Genomic DNA, 25,632 nt, shown 5'->3' with positions numbered 1-25,632 from the left:
ATTGTGTCTTTTTAATATAAATCCCAACCTGAATTTACTCGATAATCGAGATTTAAATGCTAAAGGAGGGCATGCCTCTAAATCAAAATGTTTTTTTCAATAAATGCCTCGCGGACTTGCCCCGAGGTAGTTTGTTTACTCGATAATCGAGATTTAAATACTAAAGGTGGACTTGCCTCCGAAGTAGTTTACTTTTTAAGAAAGCAAAATGTTTTCGTCTATTGCAAAAAATCCAGTTTTATCAAGTAAACTTACGTTGGAAAAGAGATATCAAAGTCTGAGGTATTATCGTATCAGACTAAAATGTCCCTGTTGGTAGGTTCCGTCCTGTAATTCAGCTTTAAACCAATACTCAGTAGATGGTAATAATTTTCCATTAAATTCGCCATTCCAACCAGTACCTTGGGGGGATAATTGTTTTAATAATTTTCCCTGACGATCAAATATCCAAATAGATAATATCTGATCCCTGAAGTTGGCATTTGCGTGCCAATCGTCATGAAAGCTATCTCCATTTGGAGTAAAATATGGAGGAAATAGCGGAGGTGTATTTCCTGCAGAATCATTATCGAAAATAGTACCAATCCCAGCATCAGAGTGTGTCGCTACTGTACCTGATAGAACCTCTGCCACTTCTAATCTAAAAGTTTCATCAGATTCTTCCTGATCATCATCACGGGTGGTAATTGGAACAAAAACAGTTACTTCACCCGCAGGAATCGTAATTTCTGTAAGTATAATTTCATAATCCAGAGCGGTAGTCGTTTCATTAATGTATGAAAAAGATATTGTAATATCTTCTGATGACGGTCTTGATAATGTAATAGAAAATTCTAAATCAGTACCTTCTTCTGCACTTTCATCTGATATAAAAATTTCTATAGAGTCATTATCAATGATGGTTGCAATTCCTTCATCTGTACTATCACTAACAGTCCCATTGTCAACAGATATAACGCTTACGACAAAGGTTTCAGGATTTTCTAATAGCAAGTCATCTGTAGTTTGTATAGAGAGTATTGTGTCTGTAGTTCCTGCCAGGATAGTGATAGTTTGATTTGTGGTATCATAGTCGGTATCATCTGTTTCTACATTTGTATATCCAATAGATAAGGTAATGTCATCAATTGCAGGACGACTGAGGGATATTGGTATTTGTAATATTCCGCCTTCTGTAATAGATGCATCATCGATTATAATGCTTGGACCTGCATCATTATCAGTGATTGTAGCGATCCCTTCATCTGCACTTACACCAACAGTTCCGGTATCGACTGAAGCAACTCCTATACGGAAGGTTTCGTCATTTTCTATTAACGCATCATCCGTTGTTTGGATAGAAAGTATGGCATTGATGTTTCCTGTAGCAAAAGTAACAGTCTGAACAACTGAATCATAATCAGTGTTGTCTGTGTCTACATTAGTGTATACCATAGTAAGTGTGATATCATCTATGGCAGGAGAGGTTAAGGTAACAGGGACTTCTAAAATTCCTCCTTCTTCTATTGTGGCATCTCCAATAATAATGCCTGGTAATCCATCATCATCAAAAATGGTTGCGATCGCTGTATCAGAAATGTCTCCTATAGTACCTGATACTATGCCAGCTATTGAAACTTCGACAGTTTCACTATTTTCCATAATAACATCTTCGGTTGTATCTCTAAAAAAGCTAACTGTTGTATCTCCTGCAAGTATTGTAATGTTTTGAGTAGCAAGGCTTAGATCATTTTCATCAGCACTAATCCCTGTAAAGTCAATAATAAGCTCAATATTAGTGACAAAAGGTTCACTTAAGGTAAGAGTTATCTCTATGCGATCTCCTTCTACTACAGAAGTAGCATCAATTTGGACAGAAGGAAGAGGATTTACTGTGACGGATAGTTCAAAACGATTATTACTACAGGTACTTGTAGTAGTTGGAGTAATAATATAGGTTACTACCTGTGGCACATCAGTAGTGTTTATTAGTATATCATCAATAACAGAAGTTGCAGTATCTGTAGTCGTTTCTCCGTCTACTATATTGTTTGCCAGAGCCGACCATATAAAATCACCTGCTGTTAATCCAAAACCGAGCGGAATATCATATTGTACAGATTCGCTACTTAGGATGGTAATAGCATCAGTGATCGCCGTACTGGAGTCAATTACCTCCACAAGGAAGGGAATGCGTATGCTCTCGCATCCATTACCATCTTCCTGACTTATATAATAGGTAGTACTGGAAGATACAGAGGTGTCAACTGTAGGTTTTATAATTGGAGGACTGGTAGGGGTATCACTCATGTACCATATAACGGTCTCCGTAGCAGTGATAAAAGTGTCCAGGTCTATTACGGTAGGATCATTCAAACAAAAAGATGCATTTGTCGAAGAAGGAGGTAGTGTTTCAATAACTTCTACTATGATGGGGATACGGTTACTTTCGCATCCATTACTATCTTGTTGAGTTATATAATATGTAGTATTGGATGCTACAGTCGTGTCTACAATCGGTTTTGTAATAGGTATTACCGAGGTGTTACCTGCATACCATACAATAGTTTCTGTTGCGGTAATAAAGGTGTCCAGATCTGTTGCAGTATCATTTAAGCAGAAGGTCGCATCAGTAGCTACAGGATCTGCAATTGTTATTGTCGCACAAATATCTACTCCAGAACAATCAAAAAGTGCTTGTGCAGCAATACTATTCGTAGGAACTCCCAGAATATTGGTATAGCCTATATTCACAATTTGAGAAGTACTTGCCGGGCAACTATCGATTGTCGCGGTCCAGGAATACGTTATAATTTCTCCTGCCAAAACTGGTCCGGGAATTAAAGGGTAGGTAACAATTCCAGAAGTATCAACGCCAGAATCAGAAGCCGAAACAAAAGAGACTTCTGTAGGTATTGGATCTGTAATTTGCAAATTGAATGCAGAATCCATACTGGTTTTAAATCGTGATACGGTATGTGTTCCAAAAGAATCACTACCATCAGGGAATGCATTTATAAAACCGTAATTGCCAACTCGTACTGGTAATCCGGTTACTGACCACGTAGGTGTTGGATTTGTCGTATTGCCCAACCAGACGTTTAGCTGATCACCATTTAATAATAGTTTAATATCCATTGGGTTTCCGGGAAAACCTAAAATAGTTTGATCTATCTGTGTAGTTCCATCAAATACTCTGGTATCAACAGATCCACCTCCCGGATTAGGTTTAAAAACAATGTATAATCCATTTCCAATATTTCCTCCTGTATGACGCAATGCGAATCCAAAGGCAGCACTTGGAGTAAAATCTATAGTTGCTTCTAGAGTCCCGTTTGTACCGTGAGAGAAATTATAAGTAGACACACTTGAATTATTAGAAACCGAAGTCAGAGATCCTCCAGTAACAGGCATGGCTGTACCGCTTTGTGAAGTCCAGTCACTGGCATTTGTGAGTCCTACTTCTATAGGAGAGCCATCTGTATTCTCGTAAGATAAGGTATAGATAACCTGATCTCCTACATCACCAGATGCGGGAGTAGCAATTTTTGTCATTGAAGATGGTGGTGGTGGTAAAATTATAGGGTCACAGGTAACCGTAACATCAACAGAACTGATAATAGGAGATTCGTTTAGAGCTTCTATAGAGGCTAAATTGGTTTGAATCTCATCAGTTCTCTCACACGTACCACTGCTAAAATCTGCTCGCGCCCGATAGCTAATGATGCCACCTTGACTAATTTGTAATCTAGGAACTTCCCATCTGATTTCTGTTCGCCCGTCAGGAAGGGTAGAGGTTGTAGGGGCAATACCAAGTGGATCAGTACCTACAAAATCAACAAAGGTGAATCCAAGAGGTAGAATATCCGTGATGACCACATTTTCTACATCTCGTCCAGGTACAGGACCTGTACCAAACACTCTTCTCCATACATATCCGTCCCATTCTTCGACTAAAATATTATTTACTGTCTTTGTAGGTGTTTCACAAGCTTCATTGTGGTATCTATCCACAATTATGGGGTTATCGGGATCTGTCCAGTCATCAGTAATTGGATAAAACAAACCATCATCTCCATCAGTAGCATTTGCATCCCAGGACCAATCATCAGACCAATCTGCATTTCCAAAATTACTCGTGAATAAATCCCATACAGCTCTCAGTGGTTGATCACCTCCTTCGTGAATTCTAGGGAGCCCGAAGTAACGTAATAGATGAGGTGTTGGTCCGCATAGTTGATCCGAAAACTGTAATATAACTCTTTGGTTCCAGGCACCATTGGCATCTGATCCGGGAACAATACTTTCATGAGAAACCTGGACACCACCGGCAGCTCCTCCTTCATAGATATTATTTCTTATTCCCCAGCCAATACCACAACCAGGTTCGCCGGAGAGACAGGTATACGTATTATCATTAAGAAACAATGAAATTCGGTAATTTTCATAATTAATATAAGGTTCTGCGGCTCCATGATATAGTCTTACTTTGATTCCCTGAGTAGTTCCATTAGCAGCATTCGCGGAACGCGCATAGGCAACATTGATTCCTGAGCGACCACCGTTTATATAACCTCCTCTTGAAGAATTTTTAAAATCAATAGAATAGGTAACAATATCGCCAGGATTTACCGTGTCGAAATCAACAGTTTTTTCGATTTCCAAAGCTTTTTCAATGATATCTACACAATTACGTTGCATTACCGGGGATACTTCATTTGGAAAGTCATTTGAAGTCCACCCTTTACCACTGCTAGTCGCAATGGTTACTGGATTACAGACACGACCAGAGACCCCTGGTTTTACTTTGCAGGTTACTTTTACTTCACCTGTAGTTGGAGGAATACCGCCAGAAGATGTAAAACCAGATACCGTTCCTATATCCCAGGTTACAGTACCTCCTGCATTAACACCTCCATCTGTAGCAGATACAAATTCTAATTCTGCCGGAATCACATCAGTTATTATTACGTTTTGAGCCGCTACTGATCCATAATTTCTATAGGAAATCGTAAAGGTCACTTCATCACCTGTAAAAGCAGCCGTTTTATCAACAGATGTATATACTTTTATATTTGCTTCGGGTTCGATATTCATTGGAGATTGAAAGTTACCGGTACTTACCAGCATTCCTAATAATCTAAAAAAACCATGAAAATATCTTGGATTAGAATCCAGATTTTGTCCTGTTGCCTGATCCCACTCTATTGCGCATTGACGATAGAGTTTTCCCATTAAGTCAAAATCCTGTGCAGATACCGCTGATGGTGTTCCAGTTCCTACTAACCAGTTGATAGGAAATGCTCCAAGTGGTTGAGCTGTAATAGGGTTATATTGTTGTACTATCTGAGAAGGCCCCTGAAACGTTAGTGCAATACTACCTGGTTTTACACAAGTATTCCCGGCGATCGTGGGGTCGGCAAGAAATTTGCTAAAGCGCACACCCATATCTTTGTTAAATGTGTTTCCTCCAGGGATTACCTGATGTGTTGTCGGGTTCCAAGAATTCTCAGGATCTCCATGCCAGGTATGATTGAGAATAGTTCTCCAGGCGTATCTAAAATCTTCTCCTTCATTAAAATTTGTAAAAGTTGCGTTATTAGCACTATCCAGTCCTACCCAACCAGCCACAGGTATCGTATTCGGTCCTTGATTATATAATTCTCCCATAAACCAATCCGAAGAAGCTTCAGCTCTGCGCAATTGAGGTATATTCCAGGCAACATCGGTAGCATCTCCTTCGGTTTCCAGAAAATCAGCAAACGCTTTACAATAGGCGGGAGCTACATAATCTACGTGTAATTGCTGAGGTCCTGCAAATTCTGGACAGGGATCCATGCCGCTTGCCCAATTTGTGACTTCTGTCCAGGTATTTCCGTTTTTAAAGTAACCATCAAGACCAACCACGCCTGATACACTTCGACAATCACCAAATCCCTGATTCTGAAATTCTACAAGCCCTCTGATTACATTAAGGGCTTCTTGCTTATAACTAATCATATTTCCGCTGGAATCCAGATAGCCAGAATCATCTCCCCACTGTTTCCACGCCATTAATAGACCCAAAGCAATATCAACATCTCCATCTGTAGCAGAGTCTCCTCCTGGTTCTGCCAGTGCATTTTCACCATATAAATATCCAGGTCTTGGTACGACACCGTCTCTATACCTGGGATGTTTTACTAATCGGATATCATGCTCACGAAACCAAATCCCATCAAATGATGTTTTATCTGCCATATAGGCCGCGGCTATCATAGCATATCCAGCACCTTCACTACAATCATAAGGACATCCTAAATTACTTTGTATATATTGTACCCCAGCATGAGAGTCTCCATCATAGGCAAATCGATTAGACATAATTAACCAGGCTTCTCGTATTCTTTTTTCCATTTCGGCATGAACCAATCCATCAGCATTTTGATTGGCTAAATTCTCTAATATATGACCTCCATCATATTCATATGCTAAAAATTGAGGAAAGGGAAAATCCGGATCTCCAGAATTAATATCTACACCTACTTGTGAATATATAAGAATTGGAGATAAAATGAGTAATACTGAGAAGTAAAGGAGCTTCATTGTGGTGACGATTTTGCGTTGGTGTTTAGGCAATTTAGTTATGCAATAAACGTAAAATTTACGTATAAATTATAAAGAGAAATTGATTATATGATTTTGTTTGAAAAAAAACAATAAATAATTATATTATGCTAAAAAAACTTTAATTTTTTAAAATATTAAAGCCGTTTTTTTATAAAAAAAATCAAAAATAATAATAGGGTAATGTATAGCAGTATAAAAATAAAATTTGAATCATGCCATTTCTTAGATGAAATTAACTGTTAAAGTCATTTCTTTTTGTTTTAGACTTCGAAATAAAAAGCATCTAAAGCACCGCTATCTATGAATTTTCTTTCTCGTCTGAATTAAAAAATAAAATGGTTCAGTTTACGATGATTTCATCTAAGAACTGGTGTTACTTCAAAATAGCAATTGTCAGTATATTTTTATGAGCGATTTTTATTATTGAATAGTTGTGTGATATTTTATTTTCTAAGCTTTTCTATTTGCTCTACCACTTTATTATGGGTTGCTGTATTGGTTTTAAAGTAGGTTATTAGTTCCTTTTTTTCATCTTCTGTTGCATTAAATTGATTAAGAATATTCATTAAATGCATTTTCATATGCCCTTGTTGTATTCCTGTTGTAATTAGGGAGTTAATTGCAGCGAAGTTTTGTGCAAGACCCGCAACAGCAGTTATTTCCATTAGTTTTTTGGCACTAGGGTTTCCTAGTAATTGTAGGGCTAGTTTTACAAGCGGATGTAATGTGGTTAGCCCTCCTACAGTTCCCAGGGCTAATGGTAGTTTGATAGAAAAAGAAAAAACGTCATTTTTGATGGTAGCATCTGTAAGGCTTGTATATTTTCCGTCCTTTGAAGCATATGCATGTGCTCCCGATTCAACAGCTCTAAAATCATTTCCAGTTGCCAGCACTACCGCATCAATTCCATTCATAATTCCTTTATTATGAGTAACAGCTCTATAGGGTTCTGCTTTAGCAATTTGAACTGCTCTTACAAATTTTTCTGCATATTCGATAGAAGATAATTCAGACGTATTCGGAAGATCTTTTATCGGGCAAGATACTGAGGCAGTAACCAGGCAGTCAGGAACATAATTGGAAAGGATACTCATAATGATATCAATATTTTGCTCCTCTTTAGAAAAATCCTGGTAAGAAACTGCTTTGGACTTAAAAAATGATGCAAATTGTTCTAAACAAGAGTTAATAAAATTAGCACCCATAGCATCAACTGTTTGAAAAGTACAGTGCAATTGATAATAGTGATCAATTTCAGTGGTTTTATCACGCAATTCTATATCGACAATTCCACCACCTCGTTTTTCCATATTTTTGGTTATCTGAGATGCAGAAGCAATGAGTTCTGATTTAATGTCTTTAAAGAAACTTTCTAAGTTTTCCTTTTTTCCTCTATAATTAAAATGCACCTGTCCTACCTTAAGCGTAGAAATTACTTGAGTTTTGAATCCACCACGGGTTTGCCAAAATTTTGCAGCTTTACTTGCAGCAGCTACTACAGAACTTTCTTCGATTGCCATAGGAATGGTGTATCGTAGGTTATTAATCAAAAAATTCGGAGCAACAGAGAAAGGTAAATAGTAATTAGAAATTGTATTTTCTGTAAACTCATCGTGTAATTGTTGTAGTTTATTGTCAGAATTCCAGTATGTTGTAAGCGTGTTGATTGCATTTTGATCGTTCTGAAAATGGTGCTTAATCAGCCATTTTATTTTATCGGATTTAGAAAGTTTAGAGAATCCGGATACAATTGGTGTCATATTGTTTTTTTACTATCAGAGGGCAAAGATACTATTCTGTTTTTATGATGAACTCATCTTGACTTTTTCTATTTCCTAAAAAATGGCTGAAATTCATCTGTATTTCGTTATTTTTTTCACCTGTAGTGCTGCTATTGACTACAAAAAATGGCTCATCTGGTCAAATTTCAATTCATTTTCAGTTAAAAATAAAAAATCAAGATGATTTATATGATAAGCCTGCTATGATTTTAGTTGATCATTTTGATGTTTGAAAAACAAAACTTATGCAAGGAAGCTATTCCTATGAGCAAAGCAATCATATAGGTCTATAAAACAGGCTTTAAATTGAAAATAAACGAATCTGGGGAAGTAAAGAGTAACTTATACGATTTATAACTAAAAATTTTGCATATTCATCGTTTCTTTTTCCTTTCTACTTCGTTTAAAAAATAAACCGTAGCTATAGCTATGCTTGATTTTTTTGCCTTGCATAAAGAAAAAATAATTCAATGAATTTATACGAATTTTTTAATCACAAATCGTATTAAAAGTAAAGAATAGAATCTGTAATTTTATATGTTATATCATTGGTTTTGATGAAAAATTCTCAATGATTACGCTCTTTGATATGGTATTTAACATCATTTGTTGTATTTTTCGAAGATTTTTTAGTATTCTTGGCCGTGACAATTACATATGTTAAAGAGGTATAAGATACTAAAACAATCATTTTTATGCGAATAGAAAGTATTGTTTGATAATTCTCTATCCAATAAAAAAAAATAAATAAATCACTATACATGAAACTTACCTACGTATCGTTTGTTATAGCACTTTTTCTGGGAGCTGTAACCGTTGCACAAAATCAAATTTTTACACTTAATGAAATATGGGGAGGTGCTTTTGGAACAGAAAGGTTGCAATCCTTACATTCTATGAATAATGGCACTCAATATTCTGTTTTGGAGCGAGAGGATCTTTCTGGTCATACATCTATCGAAGTTTATAATTATGCCGACGGAAAAAGAGAGAGAAGTATTATTAGTTCTTCTTTTCTTGCGGATCTCAATTCTTTTCAGGGGTATACCTTTAGTAAAGATGAAAAAAGAATTTTGTTATCCAGTGAAGTAGAACAGATCTACCGCCGCTCATCCAGAGGGATTTATCATATTTTTGATGTTCCTTCTAATAGCAGTTTTAAAATCAGTGATAAGAAAATACAATCGCCCACCTTATCTCCAGATGGAAATAAGGTAGCTTATGTATTAGATAATAATATATATGTGTTGAATTTTGCGACTGGAGAAGAAGTTCAATTAACCAATGATGGGAAAAAGAACGAAATAATCAATGGGATTACTGATTGGGTATACGAGGAGGAGTTTTCTTTTGTAAGAGCCTTTGATTGGAGTGCTGATAGTAATAAGGTAGCTTTTATAAGGTTTGATGAAAAAAATGTTCCGGAATTTTCTATGGATATCTATGGTAATGCCTTATATCAAAAGCAAGAAGTTTTTAAGTACCCAAAAGCGGGAGAGAAGAATGCAGAAGTTTCACTACATATTGCAGATCTCGGATCTATGGCATTGGATAAAGTGAATCTTGGAGATTATAAGGATTATTACATACCCAGAATACAATGGACCAAGAATCCGGATATCCTGAGTGTACAGGTATTAAATAGACATCAAAATAATCTGGACTTGATTTTTGTAGACGCTAAAACAAAGAAGTCAAAAGTTGTATTAAATGAAAAAGATGAAGCGTATATTGATATAACAGACAATCTAACGTTTCTGGAGGACAATAGCTTTATCTGGACTAGTGAAAAAGATGGTTATAATCATATCTATCATTACAAGGAAACAGGAGAATTGATAAATCAAATAACATCAGGTGATTGGGAAATAACGGATTATTATGGATATGATGCTAAAAACAGGACTATTTTTTACCAAAGTGTTGAATATAAAAATATTAATAGAGACATCTATTCTATTGGATTAGATGGAAAGAATAAAAAAAGATTAAGTTCTAAAGAAGGGACAAACGATGCTGAGTTTAGTGCGGATTTCAGCCAGTATATCAACTATTTTTCAAGTACTGCGACCCCTTATGAATCTACACTGAATACTGCGACTACTGGAGCTGTGATTCGTGAAATAAAAAATAATAAAACGTTGGTTGATAAACTAAGCAAATATGATGTGAGACCTAAAGAGTTTTCTACTATTGATATTAATGGTGAATCATTAAATATGTGGACGATTAAACCAAAAGATTTTGATGCTGGCAAAAAATATCCGCTGTTTATGTTCCAGTATTCTGGTCCTGGATCGCAGATGGTTAAAAATTCCTGGAATAGTGCGAATGATTACTGGTATATGATGTTAGCACAACAAGGATATATTGTGGTCTGTGTAGATGGAAGAGGCACAGGTTTTAAAGGAGCTAAATTCAAAAAGGCAACACAAAATGATCTGGGTAATCTGGAGGTGCAGGATCAGATATCCGCTGCCAAAAAATTAGGAACTTTACCCTATATAGATGCTTCAAGAATTGGGATTTGGGGATGGAGTTATGGGGGTTTTATGTCTAGTAACTGTTTATTTAAAGGAGGGGATACCTTTAAAATGGGAATTGCAGTAGCTCCGGTAACGAGTTGGAGATTCTATGATACCATTTATACAGAACGATATTTAAAGACCCCTCAGGAGAATGCAAAAGGATATGATGATAATTCTCCAATTAATTATGTAGATGGATTAAAAGGTAAATTTTTATTGGTACATGGTAGTGCAGATGATAATGTACACGTACAGAATACGATGCGATTAATAGAAGCGCTAGTGCAAGCCAATAAGGATTTTGATTGGGCTATATATCCTGATAAGAACCACGGGATTTATGGAGGTAATACCCGATTACATCTGTATAATAAGATGACTAATTTTATTAAAACGAATTTATAATAATCAAACGAACATAATGACAAATTCAGTTAAAGCAGCTCATCAAAAAGAGCTTTTTGGGCATCCGGTAGGATTGTATATACTATTTTTTACAGAAATGTGGGAACGTTTTTCTTATTATGGAATGCGAGCTCTTTTTGTATTATACCTTACCACCAAGACTGTAGATGGAAATCCAGGTTTAGGATGGTCATCAGGAGAGGCGTTAGCATTATATGGTTGGTACACTATGTTAGTTTATGTAGCATCTATCCCCGGAGGTTGGATCGCCGATAAGTTTTTAGGACAAAAAAAATCAGTACTGGTTGGAGGGATTTTATTAGTTGCAGGTCATAGCATTCTGGCGATAGAAGAAATGTGGGCCTGGTACTCAGGACTTGGTTTAATCATAGCTGGTGTTGGAATGTTAAAACCAAATATCTCTACGATGGTTGGTGGATTGTATAAACAAGGAGATATACGCAGAGATAAAGGATTCACTATTTTCTATATTGGAATTAATTTAGGGGCATTTCTTTCTAGTTTAATAGTAGGATATGTTGGTGAAGTTCATGGATGGCATTACGGTTTTGGGCTGGCAGGAATAGGGATGACTCTTGGGTTGATACAATATATCCTGGGTCAGAAGTATCTGAAAAATGTAGGTAATTTTTTAGGAACTTCAGAAAAAGAAGAGGATAAAGAAACAATGGAGAAACCCTTAACTAAAATAGAAAAAGACAGAATTGTTGTTTTATTAATTTCGTTTTTACTGGTGATCGTATTTTGGGGAGCTTTTGAACAAGCGGGCGGATTAATGAATATTTATGCAAAGGAAAAAACAAATCGCCTGTTGATGGGGTGGGAGGTTCCAGCTTCTTGGTTCCAATCGTTAAATGCAATGTTTATAATTTTCCTTGGGACTTCTGTAGCCTGGTATTGGGCAAAAAGAAAGTTGAATGGTAAAGTTTCGACCTCATTGTTTAAAATGATTATAGGTCTTGTCATTATGGGGGCTGGATTCTTTTTTATGACAGCAGCTTCTATGGAGTTTAATACAAATGGTTCTTCTGCTATGTATTGGCTGGTATTGGCATATTTATTTCATACAATTGGTGAGCTCTGTATTTCTCCGGTCGCATTATCATTTATCACAAAATTAGCACCTGTAAAATATGGAGCTTTGATGATGGGAATCTATTTTGCAATGACAGGATTTGGTAACAAATTAGCAGGCTTATTGGGTGAATCTGCAGAAAGTTTAGGAGAGTTTACCATTTTTACTGGTATTGCCGTATTTTGTGTTGTTTTTGGACTTTTGGTCATGTTATTTAGGAAAAAATTAGAAGTACTAACCCATGGAGTCGAAGATAAAGAAGGAACTATCCATGATGAAGCAGAAGGTTTTGAATTAGCAGATAACTAAAACATTCTATGAATGCAGATATAGAAAATTTATTTAAAGATAAGGTTTTAGGACATCCCGGAGGATTATTTGTACTTTTCTTTACTGAGATGTGGGAACGATTCTCGTTTTATGGAATGAGAGTTCTTTTAGTCATTTTCCTTACAGCACCTTTATTTGGGGATAATCCCGGCTGGGCAAACTGGCCAAGAGAACATGCATTAGCTTTGTTTGGAACCTATGCTTCTCTATTATATTTAACTCCGATTCTTGGAGGATATATAGCTGATAAGATCATAGGGTATAGATGGGCTATTGTAATAGGGTGTTTATTTATGACACTAGGACATGTTTCTATGGCTTTTGAGACAGAAACTACACTATATATTGGTTTAGGATTATTAGTAATAGGTACTGGATTATTTAAACCCAATATCACTTCTATTATTTCTGAAATGTACAAAGGGAATGATGCTAAAAAGGATGGAGCGTATACCATTTTTTACATGGGAGTGAATGCAGGAGCTTTCTTTGGTATTATGCTTTGTGGATATTTGGGAGAAAATTATAGCTGGGCTTTAGGTTTTGGATTAGCAGGAATTTTTATGTTTTTAGGAATGATCCAATTTTGGCTAGCCAAAAATCTATTTGGAGAAATAGGAGCAAAACCTAATGTGAAAATAAAAAAAGAAATTGTGCTTGAAGAAGGAGATAAACTGAATCCCTTTACAGGTATTGACAAGATACTTATTGTAATAACTTCACTAGTAGGATTCACTTGGTTGATTAATGATCCAATGTCTAAAATTAGAGATGTTAATCTTTTTGATTTTACCTTGGGTAATTATGAGGGAGCTACGGTAGTTATAGTCTTTGCTGTTATCTTGTTTTTGTTTCTTATTATAGCTCGTATTGCGCGATATAGTGCTAAAGTAAGAGATAGAATGATTGCTGTTTCTATTTTTGCGTTCTTTACCATATTTTTTTGGGCAGCGTTTGAGCAGGCGGCTGGATCCTTGAATATTTTTGCAAGAGATTATACTGCCAGAGATTTATCTGGATCATCGGCATTAATTTTTAAGAGTATTGATGCAATCCTTACGGTCGTTCCTTTATTGATTATTACCTGGGTGCTGTATTTATTGTTCAAAAAAACATTCTCTAAAATAGGCATGTCTAATGTCGTTTTATCTATATCTTTTTTAATTATTTGGGGGATAGTTATCTGGAAACTTAATAATGAATTTAGCAAAGATACTACCGAGGTTGGAGCAACCTGGTTTGGGATTTTAAATTCATTTTTTATTATTGCTTTGGCGCCACTGTTTTCTAAATGGTGGGAGAGTAAATATAATCCAAGTGCTGCATTCAAATATGGTTTTGGACTCGTTTTATTAGGTTTAGGATTTGCTTTATTAGCTTATGGGTCTTCCGGAATTCCGCAAGGAGCCAAAACGGCTTCTGTAAGTATGATCTGGTTAATTCTAGCGTATTTATTCCATACACTTGGAGAGTTGTGTTTGTCACCTGTAGGATTGTCTTATTTGAGTAAATTAGTTCCGGGACGAATGATTGCTTTTATGTTTGGAATCTGGTATCTGGCTATAGCTATTGGACAAAAGGCAGCTGGAACATTGGGGGGAATGATTGATGAAGTAACAGCGAATTATAATTTGTCAACATTTTTTCTGATATTTACAATAGTTCCGATAGTAGCAGGAGTGGTAATCATATTTTTGAACCCCTTGCTCAAAAAACTAATGCACGGAATTCGCTAATACTAAAAATATAGTTTTACCCGTTACCCAGATCAATGGAATTTTTAATTAAGGAACAGTTTTTGCTCCGACTAATATAAAAATGTAAATATTGAACATATGAAAAACCTACTTTTTCTACTTGGATTTCTATTCATTTTGCCTTTGCAGGCACAAGAAATCAATTGGATGTCCATGAATGAAGCGCTAGAAGCTCAAAAAAAGAACCCAAAGAAAATATTCATGGATGCATATACAGATTGGTGCGGTCCATGCAAATTGCTTGATAAAAAAACGTTTCATAATACAGATGTGGTAAATTATGTAAACACTAATTATTATGCCGTAAAATTTAATGCAGAAGGGACCGAGGAGATTAAATATAATGATTTTACGTATACCAACCCTAATTATAACCCAAATAGAAAAGGTAGAAACAGTCAGCATTTTTTTGCAAATGCATTGAAGATAAGTGGCTACCCAAGTATCGTTTTCTTTGATGAAACTGGTAAGGTGATTACGCCTGTTGTAGGATATAAAACGCCGCAACAATTAGAAATTTTTCTCAAAATGATTGTTAATGATGATTATAAAAAGTTAACTACCGCAGATGCCTGGAAAAATTATGAACAATCTTTTGTAAGTACATTCGAGAATTAACTATTATTTTTTATATACTATCAGGTAGTTGGTATAATGTTTTTTTTACTTGCTACTACTGTTCTGATAGCTTTATTGAATATTGATTCAAGGAATCTTCTATTGAATTTGTAGTAATATTCATCCAGATAGCTTTGTGAATATCAATACCAGTAGAATGATGTGTCCAACAATAATCTTTTAGTATTACTGATAGCAATATGTGCTCAAGTCAGCGTATTTCTGAGGTTTTGGTTTTATCTTTTAGTAAGACACTTTATGGTCTTCTAAATACTCCTTGATATCATTATAATTATTAGCTCTGTCTGTAGGTAACAGATGCTTCTGTATCGATGATATCTTTGATCTGTTGTTATTCTAGTAAATTCAAATGGTAAATGGTATAAGTAACATACTAAAAAAATACGAACAGTAATAGGGTAATTATGGTCGTATAATAAGTTTCCACTACATACAATGTTTCTGAACCTAAGGTTTTTATATTGATATTGGTTCTGTGTAGAGATCCAATAACGTTCTATACTTGAATAACACCTTGTTTATCTCTTTCTGCTTTAAAATGAGGTTTGTAACTCTCCCTATCTGTGAATTTTTTGAAAAAACCTGTAGACTTTTTTTAGAGTGTAACCATCTTTCAAACAAAGACATACAATAATTAATGGCTTTATGTAATACGATTTGTGATTAAAAAATTCGTATAAATTCATTGAATTATTTTTTCTTTATGCAAGGCAAAAAAATCAAGCATAGCTATAGCTACGGTTTATTTTTTAAACGAAGTAGAAAGGAAAAAGAAACGATGAATATGCGAAATTTTTAGTTATAAATCGTATAAGACATCAGATAGTCATATTAATTTAATACTCTAGCATCAGAGAAATTCAATTTATTTAGTTACTTTAGAATTGCCTCATTTTTTTAAAGATAGATAATAACCAATTATATCACATATGAAAAAAGTCGTTTTTAGTTTAGGAACTTTATTAAGTGCAGCAATCATGGTTGCACAATCTAGCACAGCTAATCTTGATCAATCTGGGGATCTGAATATTGCCAACATCACACAAGAGGGGCGGTTTACAAGTACTACAGTACAAGTAGGAACAGGAAATAACGCTGAAGTTATTCAAGAACTGGAACTTGCTCAAGGAAACGATCCAGATTTTCCTTATATCTATGGACCAGCAACCGGGACAATTACCCAAACGCAAAAAGGAGATTATAATTCAGTTTTTGCGCATCAAGGACCAGGATTTGACAGCAAAATAGATCAGGTGCAGAGAGGAAATAAAAATTTCGCTTCTTCATCTCAGAACACAATAGATCATGGATCTTATCAACGATCAATGCAGCTTCAGGAAGGAAATAATAATTATGCTACTAGTTCTCAATGGGACGGAAACGATCCATTTAATTATGTTAGGCAAAAACAGTTTGGAGATTATAATAACGCTACTGCTTCTCAAAAAGGTGAAGAAAATATTATTTCAATAACGCAGACAGGTTCTTTTAATACAGCATCCTCGTCTCAATCAGGAGCTTTTATCACAGGATCTATAACTCAGTTTGGAAACAGTAATAGTGCACATCAAATACAAGGTGATTTTAATTATGCAGTTATAAGACAATGGGGGGATAACAATACAGTGCTACAAGAACAATCACGTAGTGTTAATGACCTTGTAGCGCTTCAAGGAAGTAGTTCTTTTAACTCAAGTGGTAGTTTTATCAGTCAGATTCAAGAAGGACATTCTAACAGTGCTTCTGCCGAGCAGAATATACTGTCTGAAGGAGGAGAAAATATAATAAATCAACGACAATTAGGGTTTGATAATAATGCCAAAGCTACTCAAGAAGGAATTGTTGGAGTTTTAGAGGGAAATAATGCTATGATTCAACAACAAATTGGGGATGGAAATGAAATAAGCTCTTCTCAAAACGGAGCTGAAAACCTGAGTGATATTTTACAAGAAGGAAATCTAAATACTGTACTGAATACTCAAACAGGAACAGGAAATTATACACTAGTAAAACAAACTAACCAATTAAATACGAGTACAATTTTACAAAACGGAACAAATAATACTGCTATAGCATTACAGAATGGAATGAATAATACTGTTATTATTAATCAAGGTGGTAGTCTGTGAGCATTATGATATACAATGTAGTACCATTTTTTAAAATTATCTTATTCTAAAATAGGTGTATACGACAAGTTATAAACCTATATCTTGTTAAGAGACAACTCATAAGAACAGTCATATTATATTAAATACCATATTAAACTCCGATTTTATATAGATAGATAAAATCGGAGTTTAATATGGTATTAGATAAATTTTTAGGGAAATAATAATGTAAAACAACTTGGAATTATTCCATTTTTTATATCTTTGTATTGGAATTATTCCAATATTATAATAAAGTTAAACTCCATTAAAAGAATCTTAAAAAAATACTTTTGGAGAGCTTTTTGACATTTACTAATTAAAATCTAAACCAATGATACCATTTTAGATCAGAAATGGTATTATATAATTATTTAGCAAACCCAAACCTATAAAGTGAACATATGAATACCAAATGAAACATGAGTTCGTCCTAGTAAAAATACTTAGAAAATAGCATCATACTGAGTTGATTTTTCTAAATGTTTATCGAGTCTATAGTTAGATAAGAGAAGAAAACGGTATCGAAAACATGGGTTAATTTAATATCAGCTGCCTTATGAGTGGAATTAATTATGAAATACAGAGTCGTAAACGTAGATCATATAAGCATACGTTTGATTATAACTTTTGTAAGATGAAATATAATGAGTATGCGTTTATGGAATTAGATGAGTTTAAGAAATGTTTAATGAATCCTGTTAAGTTGGGAGAAATAGGACACTTATGTTCGTTTATTTTATGGGTAAAAAATAAAGAACGTCACGAGTATCGTGATAGTCTGGGAGATTATGGCTTAATTCATTTACTTTTTCATTGCTTAGAAAGTAAAGAAGATGCCAAGCAACACGCAGAATATATTCACACCTTGTTTAAGGAAGATATTAAACTTGTATAGTGGTAATAAGCAGAATCTGGTATGCCAATTCTGATTTGGATTAGAACATCAGAAAAGAAAATTTTTCTGTTTTGTATAAAAAACAAAAATTAAGTATATCCAATAGGTGATTTACTGGTGAGCTTTAATCTGAATGCTTAGGTTAAAAGACAATCTTAACTAGATGAATGTAACTTGAAAATAATATTATTTATCCTTTTGATCGATGAAAACATTTTGCTTCCAGAGCCCTTGTTTAATTATTTTACCAGTATCGTCATATAGTTTTCCTTTACCATTTTTTTGATTATTTTTCCATTTTCCAGAATATTTTGTTCCATCTTTATAGTGCATAGATCCTTTTCCGTGACGCTGATTGTTTTTAAAATTACCTTCGTAATATTCTCCATTGATCCAGGTAAAGGTACCTTTACCACCAATCTTATTACCATAAAACGTACCTGAATACTTGGCTCCGTCAAACCAGGTGACATTTCCTTTTACTAAAACACCATCACGTATCTCAACATCCAGAAGTGCTCCTTGAGAAGAAAGTTTATGCCAACCATCATTGAGTTTGTTGACTTTATTAACAGGAACTAACCTTATTTGTTGAGCAGGACAAAAAAATATACCTCCTATGATTAATGCTATTAAAAAAATACTTTGGCGCATAGTTTTTGTATTAATCGTCGTAAAAGTAAGTAAAAACTTACTATTTTATGAAATTAATAAAATTGTCTAGAATATACTATCAAATCATCAATATTTTTTTAGAATTAAAATTAAATTATATACAATTTTATCGTGAAATAACGTTAGTATTACAGTAGAATTTCATATTTATGAAATTTAAACGATAGTTTAAAAGTAAAATTATGTATTATAACGAAGATATTTGCATATAATCGTTATATTTGTGTAGAATTAATAAACCTATAACCCAAATTATACTACAAGTATATGCCAACTTGCTTGTTCTTTTTTTAAAGCCTAAACCTACTATGAAAAAATGTTTGATAATTATTGCGCCATTAGTGCTACTAACCGCATTGTTATTTCCACCTATCTCAGAAAGCCAAATTGAAAAGCCTCAAATAGCACAAACAATACAAACAATTATCAAAGAAAAGCCATTCCAGGAAGATATCAATATTGGAGATCTTTATAAAGAGCGTTTGGCAGAAGCTATAGAAGATTATTTTAATAAAGCGCTTAGGCAAAATAAAATAGTAGGAGCTTCTGTAGGGATTGTAAAGTGTGATTCTACTATATATCTTGGAGGTTTTGGCAAAAGAAATACTAGATTGATGGATAGAGTTTCAGAAGAGACAATATTTAGAGTTGGGTCAGTATCCAAAGGATTTGGAGGAATTCTAGCAGGAATCCATGTAGAAGAAGGATTGTTATCGTGGGATGATAAAATTGTTGATTATATTCCTAATTTCGAATTGAGGAATAAGAATAGAACAAATGAGATTACATTATCACACGTACTTTCTCATTCTGCCGGGTTGCCCTATCATAGTTATACGAATCTGGTTGAAGACGGAGTATCGTTGGATGAAATTGCAGGGAGTTTCAAAAATATTAAATCTACAAGAAAACCTGGAACAATATACAGTTATCAAAATGCAGCCTTTGCGCTTAGTGGTGAAGTTATAGAGAGAGTAACCGGAAAGTCTTTTGGAGAAGTAATGCAAGAAAAAATATTTACCCCTTTAGAAATGGTGTCTGCATCTACAGATTATGAAACTTTAAAAAATGCTGATAATGTTGCCCAGCCACATCAAAAACGATATGGAAGATGGAGAAAAGTACCGATGAATACTAAATATTTTAATGCTATTGCTGCGGGCGGAGTAAATGCGAGTGTAGTAGATATGGCAAAATGGATGAAGTTTTTGTTAGGTCACAATCCAGAGGTGATGAAATCTGCTTCAATTAATGATGTGTTTACCCCAAGAATTAAGGTAGAAGGTAAGAGTAAATATTATCAAAGATGGGCTGGACATAAATCTTCATATTATGGATTAGGATGGAGAATACATAATTTTGTGGATCGTACCACAGGAGCGTCTAGTAAATTGATTCATCACGGAGGTCATGTGAATAGTTACAGAAGTGAGATTGCTCTATATCCACAGGAAGATATTGGAATTACTGTACTTTTTAATAGCCCTACAAAACTTGCCAGAAATGTGATTCCTGATATTCATAAAATCATTAAAGAGGTAATGAATATAAAAGAGGATGAGTTGTTGTCTGATGAGATTGCACAATTGTAATACATAAAACATTAGTTTTTTAATATAAAAGCTCCCTTTTTGTCTGTTCGATGAAAAGGGATTTCTAATTTTTGACAACTTATTTCCCATTGATCTAAATAACTGGTATAATTGCTTGCATCAGCGATGACCTTTGTCGGTTTTAACTTTTTTATTATTCTTTCTAAATGAACTTTTGGAGAATTAGAAAGAATAATAATATCTGGCTGTAATCTTTCAATATTATATATTCCTGTACTGTCAATAATCAGTATCACTTTTTTCTTGTAGGTATATACATTTTTTAGTTTTTGAGAAGAAATAATATTGCTGTTTTTGTTTGTGATATAGTTCTGTAGTATATAATTTTTGTTCATTTCGGAAAAATTACTGCTACTGTATGTTTTAAAAGAGCGTTGTTGTAGAATCCCTATGATCGTATTGCGGTGACTATGAAAAACTATAAATTCTTCATTTTTAATATGATAATATTTTTCAAAATTCATAATTAATAGCAATACAATAGTACTTACTCCTACTAGAATCAGTTTTTTAATAGCATATTTTTTGCAGAGTAATACGATACAAATTAAAAGTATATAGCTAATGATAAGGATTTCTCGCGAAAAAGAAATTTTTGTAATCAAAAAAGCTTCCTGATGTGAAACCCATTGCACAATACTATTCATAGTATCAATACATTTTCCATAAGCCGTAACAATGGAGTTGAATAGGAGATTCAGTTTTGCCAAAATAATGCAAAAGATTCCAGCACCAAGAATAATACCTAACAAGGGTACGATGAGAAGATTGGCAATAAAGAATAACAAAGGAAATTGATGAAAATAGAATAATGTCAATGGCAATATGCCCAATTGTGCAGCCATAGTAGTTGTGAAGGTTTCCCAAAGTTTTCTATCTATATAGAATCTGGGGTTATAGAATTTTGTTATAAAAGGTTGTATCCATATAATTGAGAAAACAGCGACGTAGCTAAGTTGAAATCCAATAGAAAATAGTAATAATGGATTGCAACAGATTAAAATAAAGAAAGAGATAAATAAAGCATTGTATATGCTGGTTTTGGTTCTGAGCTGTTGACCAATTGCAATAAAAGAAAACATCGTTACGGCTCGTAATACAGATGGAGATAATCCTGCAATGATCGCAAAGCTCCAAAGAAGTGATATGATTATAACTGTCTTTATGATAATCCCTTTTTTTCTAAAACGATTTAAGGGTGCAAGAATAAAATTCAATATCCCTAAAAGAATACCAACGTGTAACCCAGATACCGCTAGCATGTGAGCAGCTCCTGCATTTCTGTAGGCGGTCATGATATCTTTGTCAATATCTTGGCGCTGACCCAAAACTAGTGCATTGATGATTGACAACTGTTTTTGAGTAAATCCATGGGTAGTAAGTTGGTCATGAATAGCTGTTCTAATATTGTCTGCTACCCGATATAATGACCATTTAATAGTATTGAGATGTGTTAATTGATTTTTTGAGAGTGTTAATTGATGATATATGTATTGCTTGCTTAGATATTTTGCATAATCAAATTGATGAGGATTAAGTGGTTTTGCTATTGGTTTTAATACAGCATAAGTTAAGTAGCTATCTCCAATGGATAAGTTTTTTGTATTACTACTATCTCTTGGTATTCTTAATAAAATATCTCCACTAGCTATTTTGTTTTTTAAGATTTGTACAGAAATAATATATTTATGATAATATGAAGTAGGTTTTAATCTCTCTTTTATATAAAACTGTATTCCCAGAGGTTCCCGGAGAGATTCTTTTGTAGGTATTAACTGTGAGTAATGACCTAAATCGTTTTTGGGATTATAAATTGTAACTAAGCCAATGCCCAAATGTATAAACACAAGGATCGTAAGAATGCTAAATGAATAACTTTTGTTGAACATTCTTTTTGCATACCACCAGGATACATACAGGCATATTATTAATATACATACTATAGATAGAATTAGATTTAAGTCTAACGGTATGTAGTATCCTAGTAATATCCCAATGGTGACTGAGATTGTAAGAATAAAAAAAGGAACATTAAAAAGTTTATATACCATACTAAAATTAAAAGAGGATAAAAAGCCTCCTTATTATATAGTGTTGGTTCATAGGGTTATGTTACCCCTGATTCTTATGTTTTTTTGCTTTTATGTGTTAGAGTGGATACTATACTAAGGCTAATTTCCGCAATAAAAGCTATGAAAAAGGTATTTACATTTATTGGGATTAAGTTTGTGTAGCTTTTATTTAAGGAACTGCCGTATAGTACGATTTCTCAAAAAACAAAGTGATTATTCGATAGTCGAGATTTAAATGCTCCGAGGCTAGTCTCGAAATCGAACTATTTTTTCTTATAAATTCCTCTTGGACATACCCACAGATAGTTTATTGCTATTTTTTTATCTCTGAAAAATGGGTAGATACTACCGGAAAATCAGTGCTTTTCGTTTATACGTCAAAATAAAAAGAACTCGCTTTTATTTGACAGTCATTATCATAAAAATGTTTTTGCACACACTTTTTGATCCTGTTTTCTTGGCTTACTTCTAATAAAAATAAAAAAAAATGCTTTTCGGGGGTAACATAATCTGCTCCAATGACACTTACTTATACAAAATATAATAAACGTTGAATTATCTAAAGCCAGAGGATGAAGTTTGGAACTAATTTTAAGAGGTTAATCTCTTGATTTTTAAATAAATATGTAAAAGCATATATGTTCAATTCCTGACTTTGATCATCATAAACAAAAAGAAATGAATAAACTATCATTACCCATTGCCCTAATTGCCCTTATCGCTTCAGTAGGATCCTTTTTCTATTTTCAATCTTCCTCAGAATTGGTATACGTAGATGTCAATAAACTATTAGAAGGTTATAAAAGAACCAAAATAGTAAAAACAGATTTTGATGAAAAGGCAAAAACCATGAAATCTAATGTGGATAGTCTCTTATCAGACTGGCAAAAAGAATTAAAAACGTACGAAAAAGAACGCAGTAGTCTAAGTAAAAAAGAGCTTGAATTAAAACAAGAATTATTAAGTAATAAACAACAACAGATCAATAACTATCAGCAAGCGGTGCAGAAGCAATTGCAAGAAGAAGACAAAAAAGTAACCCAGACCGTAATCAATGATATTAATGATTTTGTTAAAGAATATGGTAAAAAAAATGGATATAAGGTGATTTTTGGCGCTACAGGAAGCGGAACGATTATGTATGGAGAAGAAACTGCGGATTTAACAGATAAGGTTTTAGAAAAATTAAATGCTGAGTTCGAAGGGAATTAAATAAGCATAACTAATAGAGGAAAAAAATCATACTAAGCTGAGTGATTTTCTATAGGAAATTGTAGTGAAGGGGAGTGAGTTTTCACTATGTAAAATTTCTCAATACGGTTTTTATTTAAAAATTACTTAAAGTGACACCCTTTGTGTGTGTCTCTTTTAGAGTATGTTTAAAAAGAATACAAATTGAAAATCAATAGTTTGAGGTTCTGAGGACACTTCAAATGATGAGAATATCGAGATATTTTAATTATTTGAAGTAAGCTCACGGTTCTTAAAACATTTGTTTTCAAGAAGTAAGGTTTTTAAACAAGCTCTTATCCACTATTCACCTTACAAAGAATTTAACAATAAAAGAACAAAAATCAAATATCCTCCATCTATTCATTGGACATAGAATCAATAATAAAATAATTAAAAAAATAGGAAGTAAACATGACAAAAGTTATACAATTATTAGGAATACTACTCATATACATTATGATGGTGAGCTGTGCTTCTGGCTATAGAACTATTAAACCTAGTCAAGTTAGATATAACTCATCTAGTGTCAATAAAGCAGTATCCATAAAATACAAATACAATATTTTAAACAAGCGATATACCAAAAAAGAAAATAAAAAAGGAATTAAGCTAGTCGCGGTACAAATTAATAACAACGCATCGAATGATTTAGTATTTGGAAAAGACCTTATACTCCAAAATCAAAATGGTACAGCACTGAACATTTTGGAAACAGAACAGGTATTCAAAAAATTAAGGCAATCCGTTCCTTCGTACTTATGGTATTTGTTATTAACACCGCTAAACCTACAAACCACTACAGTAGATAATCAAGGGGTTGAAAATAGAAGTTTTCCATTAGGTCTAATAGTAGGGCCCGGTATTGCCGGAGGAAATATGATAGCTGCTGGCGCTGCCAATAAAAAATTTAAAACGGATTTGTTCAACTATGACCTTCACGGAGCTACTATAGCAAAAGAAACTACAGTATACGGATTGGTAGGAATCAGGTCAGAGACATATGATGCAATTGAAATCAAAATAGTAGAATAAAACACGGTATCAAAGTAAATTCTATATGCAAAGTACTAAACTAAACCCTCAACCCAGAGTAGTTCCTCTCATGAAAGAGATCAGAGGTTTACTTAAAACAGGAATTAAAAACATATATATGTGTGTCATTATATTGTTTTTTGGAGTATTATTCACCTCCTGCACCAATAAAACTTTTGAGAGTACAGAACAGTTATGGGACTATCTTAATGATCCTGAAAATGGATATCTGCATACCAAAACGGTAAACGGAGTAGATTTCTCAATTGTATACAAACCTACAGATCTGCTAGTAGAGCAAGAATTAAGTGGTAAAGCGACAGCATCAAAAATTGATAGTCTGCGCAAAAAATATGACCAATACCTCTATTTCAACCTATCGATGGCAAGAAATAATCAGGAATTATTAAGCAATGTCGCTGGAAAAAAACAAAAATTTGGAGGGATGGTCAATCAATTAGCCTTTGGGATGGAAGAGAAAATACATTTGTATACACCGCAAAAAGATACCATTGTTATGGCAGATTATATCTATCCCAGAATGTATGGTATGAGTGGAGCTACTACCCTTCTGCTAGTATATCCAAAAGAAAAAAAGGTAACAAATGCAGAAGAAATGACATTAACTATAGAAGATCTTGGTTTTTATACTGGAGAAGTGAAGTTTAAGATCCCTACAAAGATTTTTAAAAATGAACCGAAACTAGAGTTTCAAGACAGGGAATAAAAGTTAGAAGATGGTTGTACTAAAGTTCTACTTTAAAAAAACTCTAATTTTTATCTGACATAAAGATTAAAAAAATAAACTATTGAACCTAATATCCATTATCACGCT

General features: G+C 33.9%; 14 protein-coding genes and 1 pseudogene. 10 read left to right on the top strand and 5 right to left on the bottom strand.

The window, feature by feature from the left end; genetic code table 11:
- Positions 1 to 285 precede the first annotated feature (285 nt).
- Entirely contained in the window at positions 286 to 6,564 is a 6,279-nt protein-coding gene (locus tag F0000_RS07205) for a glycosyl hydrolase family 8 (RefSeq protein ID WP_149624041.1), read from the bottom strand.
- 467 nt (positions 6,565 to 7,031) lie between these two features.
- Complete coding sequence (locus tag F0000_RS07200) at positions 7,032 to 8,348, bottom strand: hydroxymethylglutaryl-CoA reductase, degradative (RefSeq protein ID WP_149624040.1); 1,317 nt, start codon at positions 8,346 to 8,348, stop codon at positions 7,032 to 7,034.
- A gap of 782 nt (positions 8,349 to 9,130) precedes the next feature.
- Here F0000_RS07200 and F0000_RS07195 point away from each other — a divergent pair.
- The 4 genes from F0000_RS07195 (at position 9,131) to F0000_RS07180 (ending at position 15,103) form a co-directional block, all read left to right on the top strand.
- Positions 9,131 to 11,302 carry a S9 family peptidase gene (locus F0000_RS07195; RefSeq protein WP_149624039.1) on the top strand — a complete coding sequence of 724 codons (2,172 nt, stop codon included), beginning with the start codon at positions 9,131 to 9,133 and terminating at the stop codon, positions 11,300 to 11,302.
- Between the two features lie 16 nt (positions 11,303 to 11,318).
- Entirely contained in the window at positions 11,319 to 12,707 is a 1,389-nt protein-coding gene (locus F0000_RS07190) for a peptide MFS transporter (RefSeq protein WP_149624038.1), read from the top strand.
- Between the two features lie 8 nt (positions 12,708 to 12,715).
- A complete protein-coding gene (locus tag F0000_RS07185) occupies positions 12,716 to 14,464 on the top strand; it encodes a peptide MFS transporter (protein ID WP_149624037.1) in 1,749 nt (582 codons plus the stop codon).
- A 99-nt stretch (positions 14,465 to 14,563) separates the two neighbouring features.
- Positions 14,564 to 15,103: a thioredoxin fold domain-containing protein gene (locus F0000_RS07180; RefSeq protein ID WP_149624036.1), complete on the top strand. Its 540-nt coding sequence runs from the start codon at positions 14,564 to 14,566 to the stop codon at positions 15,101 to 15,103.
- Positions 15,104 to 15,123: 20 nt separating this feature from the next.
- On the opposite strand, the pseudogene F0000_RS28230 reads toward F0000_RS07180, so the two are convergent.
- Positions 15,124 to 15,306, bottom strand: a pseudogene (locus F0000_RS28230) (IS1595 family transposase); the annotation flags it as partial.
- Positions 15,307 to 16,053: 747 nt separating this feature from the next.
- Between F0000_RS28230 and F0000_RS07175 the strand changes: the two are divergent.
- Positions 16,054 to 17,253, top strand: a complete 1,200-nt coding sequence (locus F0000_RS07175) for a hypothetical protein (protein WP_149624035.1) — start codon at positions 16,054 to 16,056, stop codon at positions 17,251 to 17,253.
- A gap of 580 nt (positions 17,254 to 17,833) precedes the next feature.
- Positions 17,834 to 18,172, top strand: coding sequence for a hypothetical protein (locus F0000_RS07170; RefSeq protein ID WP_149624034.1), 339 nt, complete (start codon positions 17,834 to 17,836; stop codon positions 18,170 to 18,172).
- A 186-nt stretch (positions 18,173 to 18,358) separates the two neighbouring features.
- On the opposite strand, the gene F0000_RS07165 is transcribed toward F0000_RS07170, so the two are convergent.
- The gene (locus F0000_RS07165; RefSeq protein ID WP_149624033.1) at positions 18,359 to 18,826 is read right to left on the bottom strand and encodes a hypothetical protein; all 468 of its coding nucleotides are present in this window, start codon (positions 18,824 to 18,826) and stop codon (positions 18,359 to 18,361) included.
- A 329-nt stretch (positions 18,827 to 19,155) separates the two neighbouring features.
- Between F0000_RS07165 and F0000_RS07160 the strand changes: the two genes are divergently transcribed.
- Complete coding sequence (locus tag F0000_RS07160; RefSeq protein ID WP_149624032.1) at positions 19,156 to 20,439, top strand: serine hydrolase; 1,284 nt, start codon at positions 19,156 to 19,158, stop codon at positions 20,437 to 20,439.
- Positions 20,440 to 20,450: 11 nt separating this feature from the next.
- On the opposite strand, the gene F0000_RS07155 is transcribed toward F0000_RS07160, so the two are convergent.
- Complete coding sequence (locus F0000_RS07155) at positions 20,451 to 22,511, bottom strand: ComEC/Rec2 family competence protein (RefSeq protein WP_149624031.1); 2,061 nt, start codon at positions 22,509 to 22,511, stop codon at positions 20,451 to 20,453.
- Between the two features lie 699 nt (positions 22,512 to 23,210).
- Here F0000_RS07155 and F0000_RS07150 point away from each other — a divergent pair.
- The 3 genes from F0000_RS07150 to F0000_RS07140 all read left to right on the top strand — a co-directional run bounded on the left by F0000_RS07150 (position 23,211) and on the right by F0000_RS07140 (position 25,524).
- The gene (locus tag F0000_RS07150) at positions 23,211 to 23,744 is read left to right on the top strand and encodes an OmpH family outer membrane protein (protein ID WP_149624030.1); all 534 of its coding nucleotides are present in this window, start codon (positions 23,211 to 23,213) and stop codon (positions 23,742 to 23,744) included.
- A 432-nt stretch (positions 23,745 to 24,176) separates the two neighbouring features.
- Entirely contained in the window at positions 24,177 to 24,797 is a 621-nt protein-coding gene (locus tag F0000_RS07145; protein WP_149624029.1) for a hypothetical protein, read from the top strand.
- 25 nt (positions 24,798 to 24,822) lie between these two features.
- Entirely contained in the window at positions 24,823 to 25,524 is a 702-nt protein-coding gene (locus F0000_RS07140; protein ID WP_255452659.1) for a hypothetical protein, read from the top strand.
- The last annotated feature ends 108 nt before the right edge of the window (positions 25,525 to 25,632 follow it).

Source organism: Aquimarina sp. RZ0 (assembly GCF_008370685.1).
GTDB lineage: Bacteria > Bacteroidota > Bacteroidia > Flavobacteriales > Flavobacteriaceae > Aquimarina.
The sequence above is the reverse complement of the archived record's forward strand: the minus strand, read 5'-3'. Positions and strand labels throughout refer to the sequence as shown.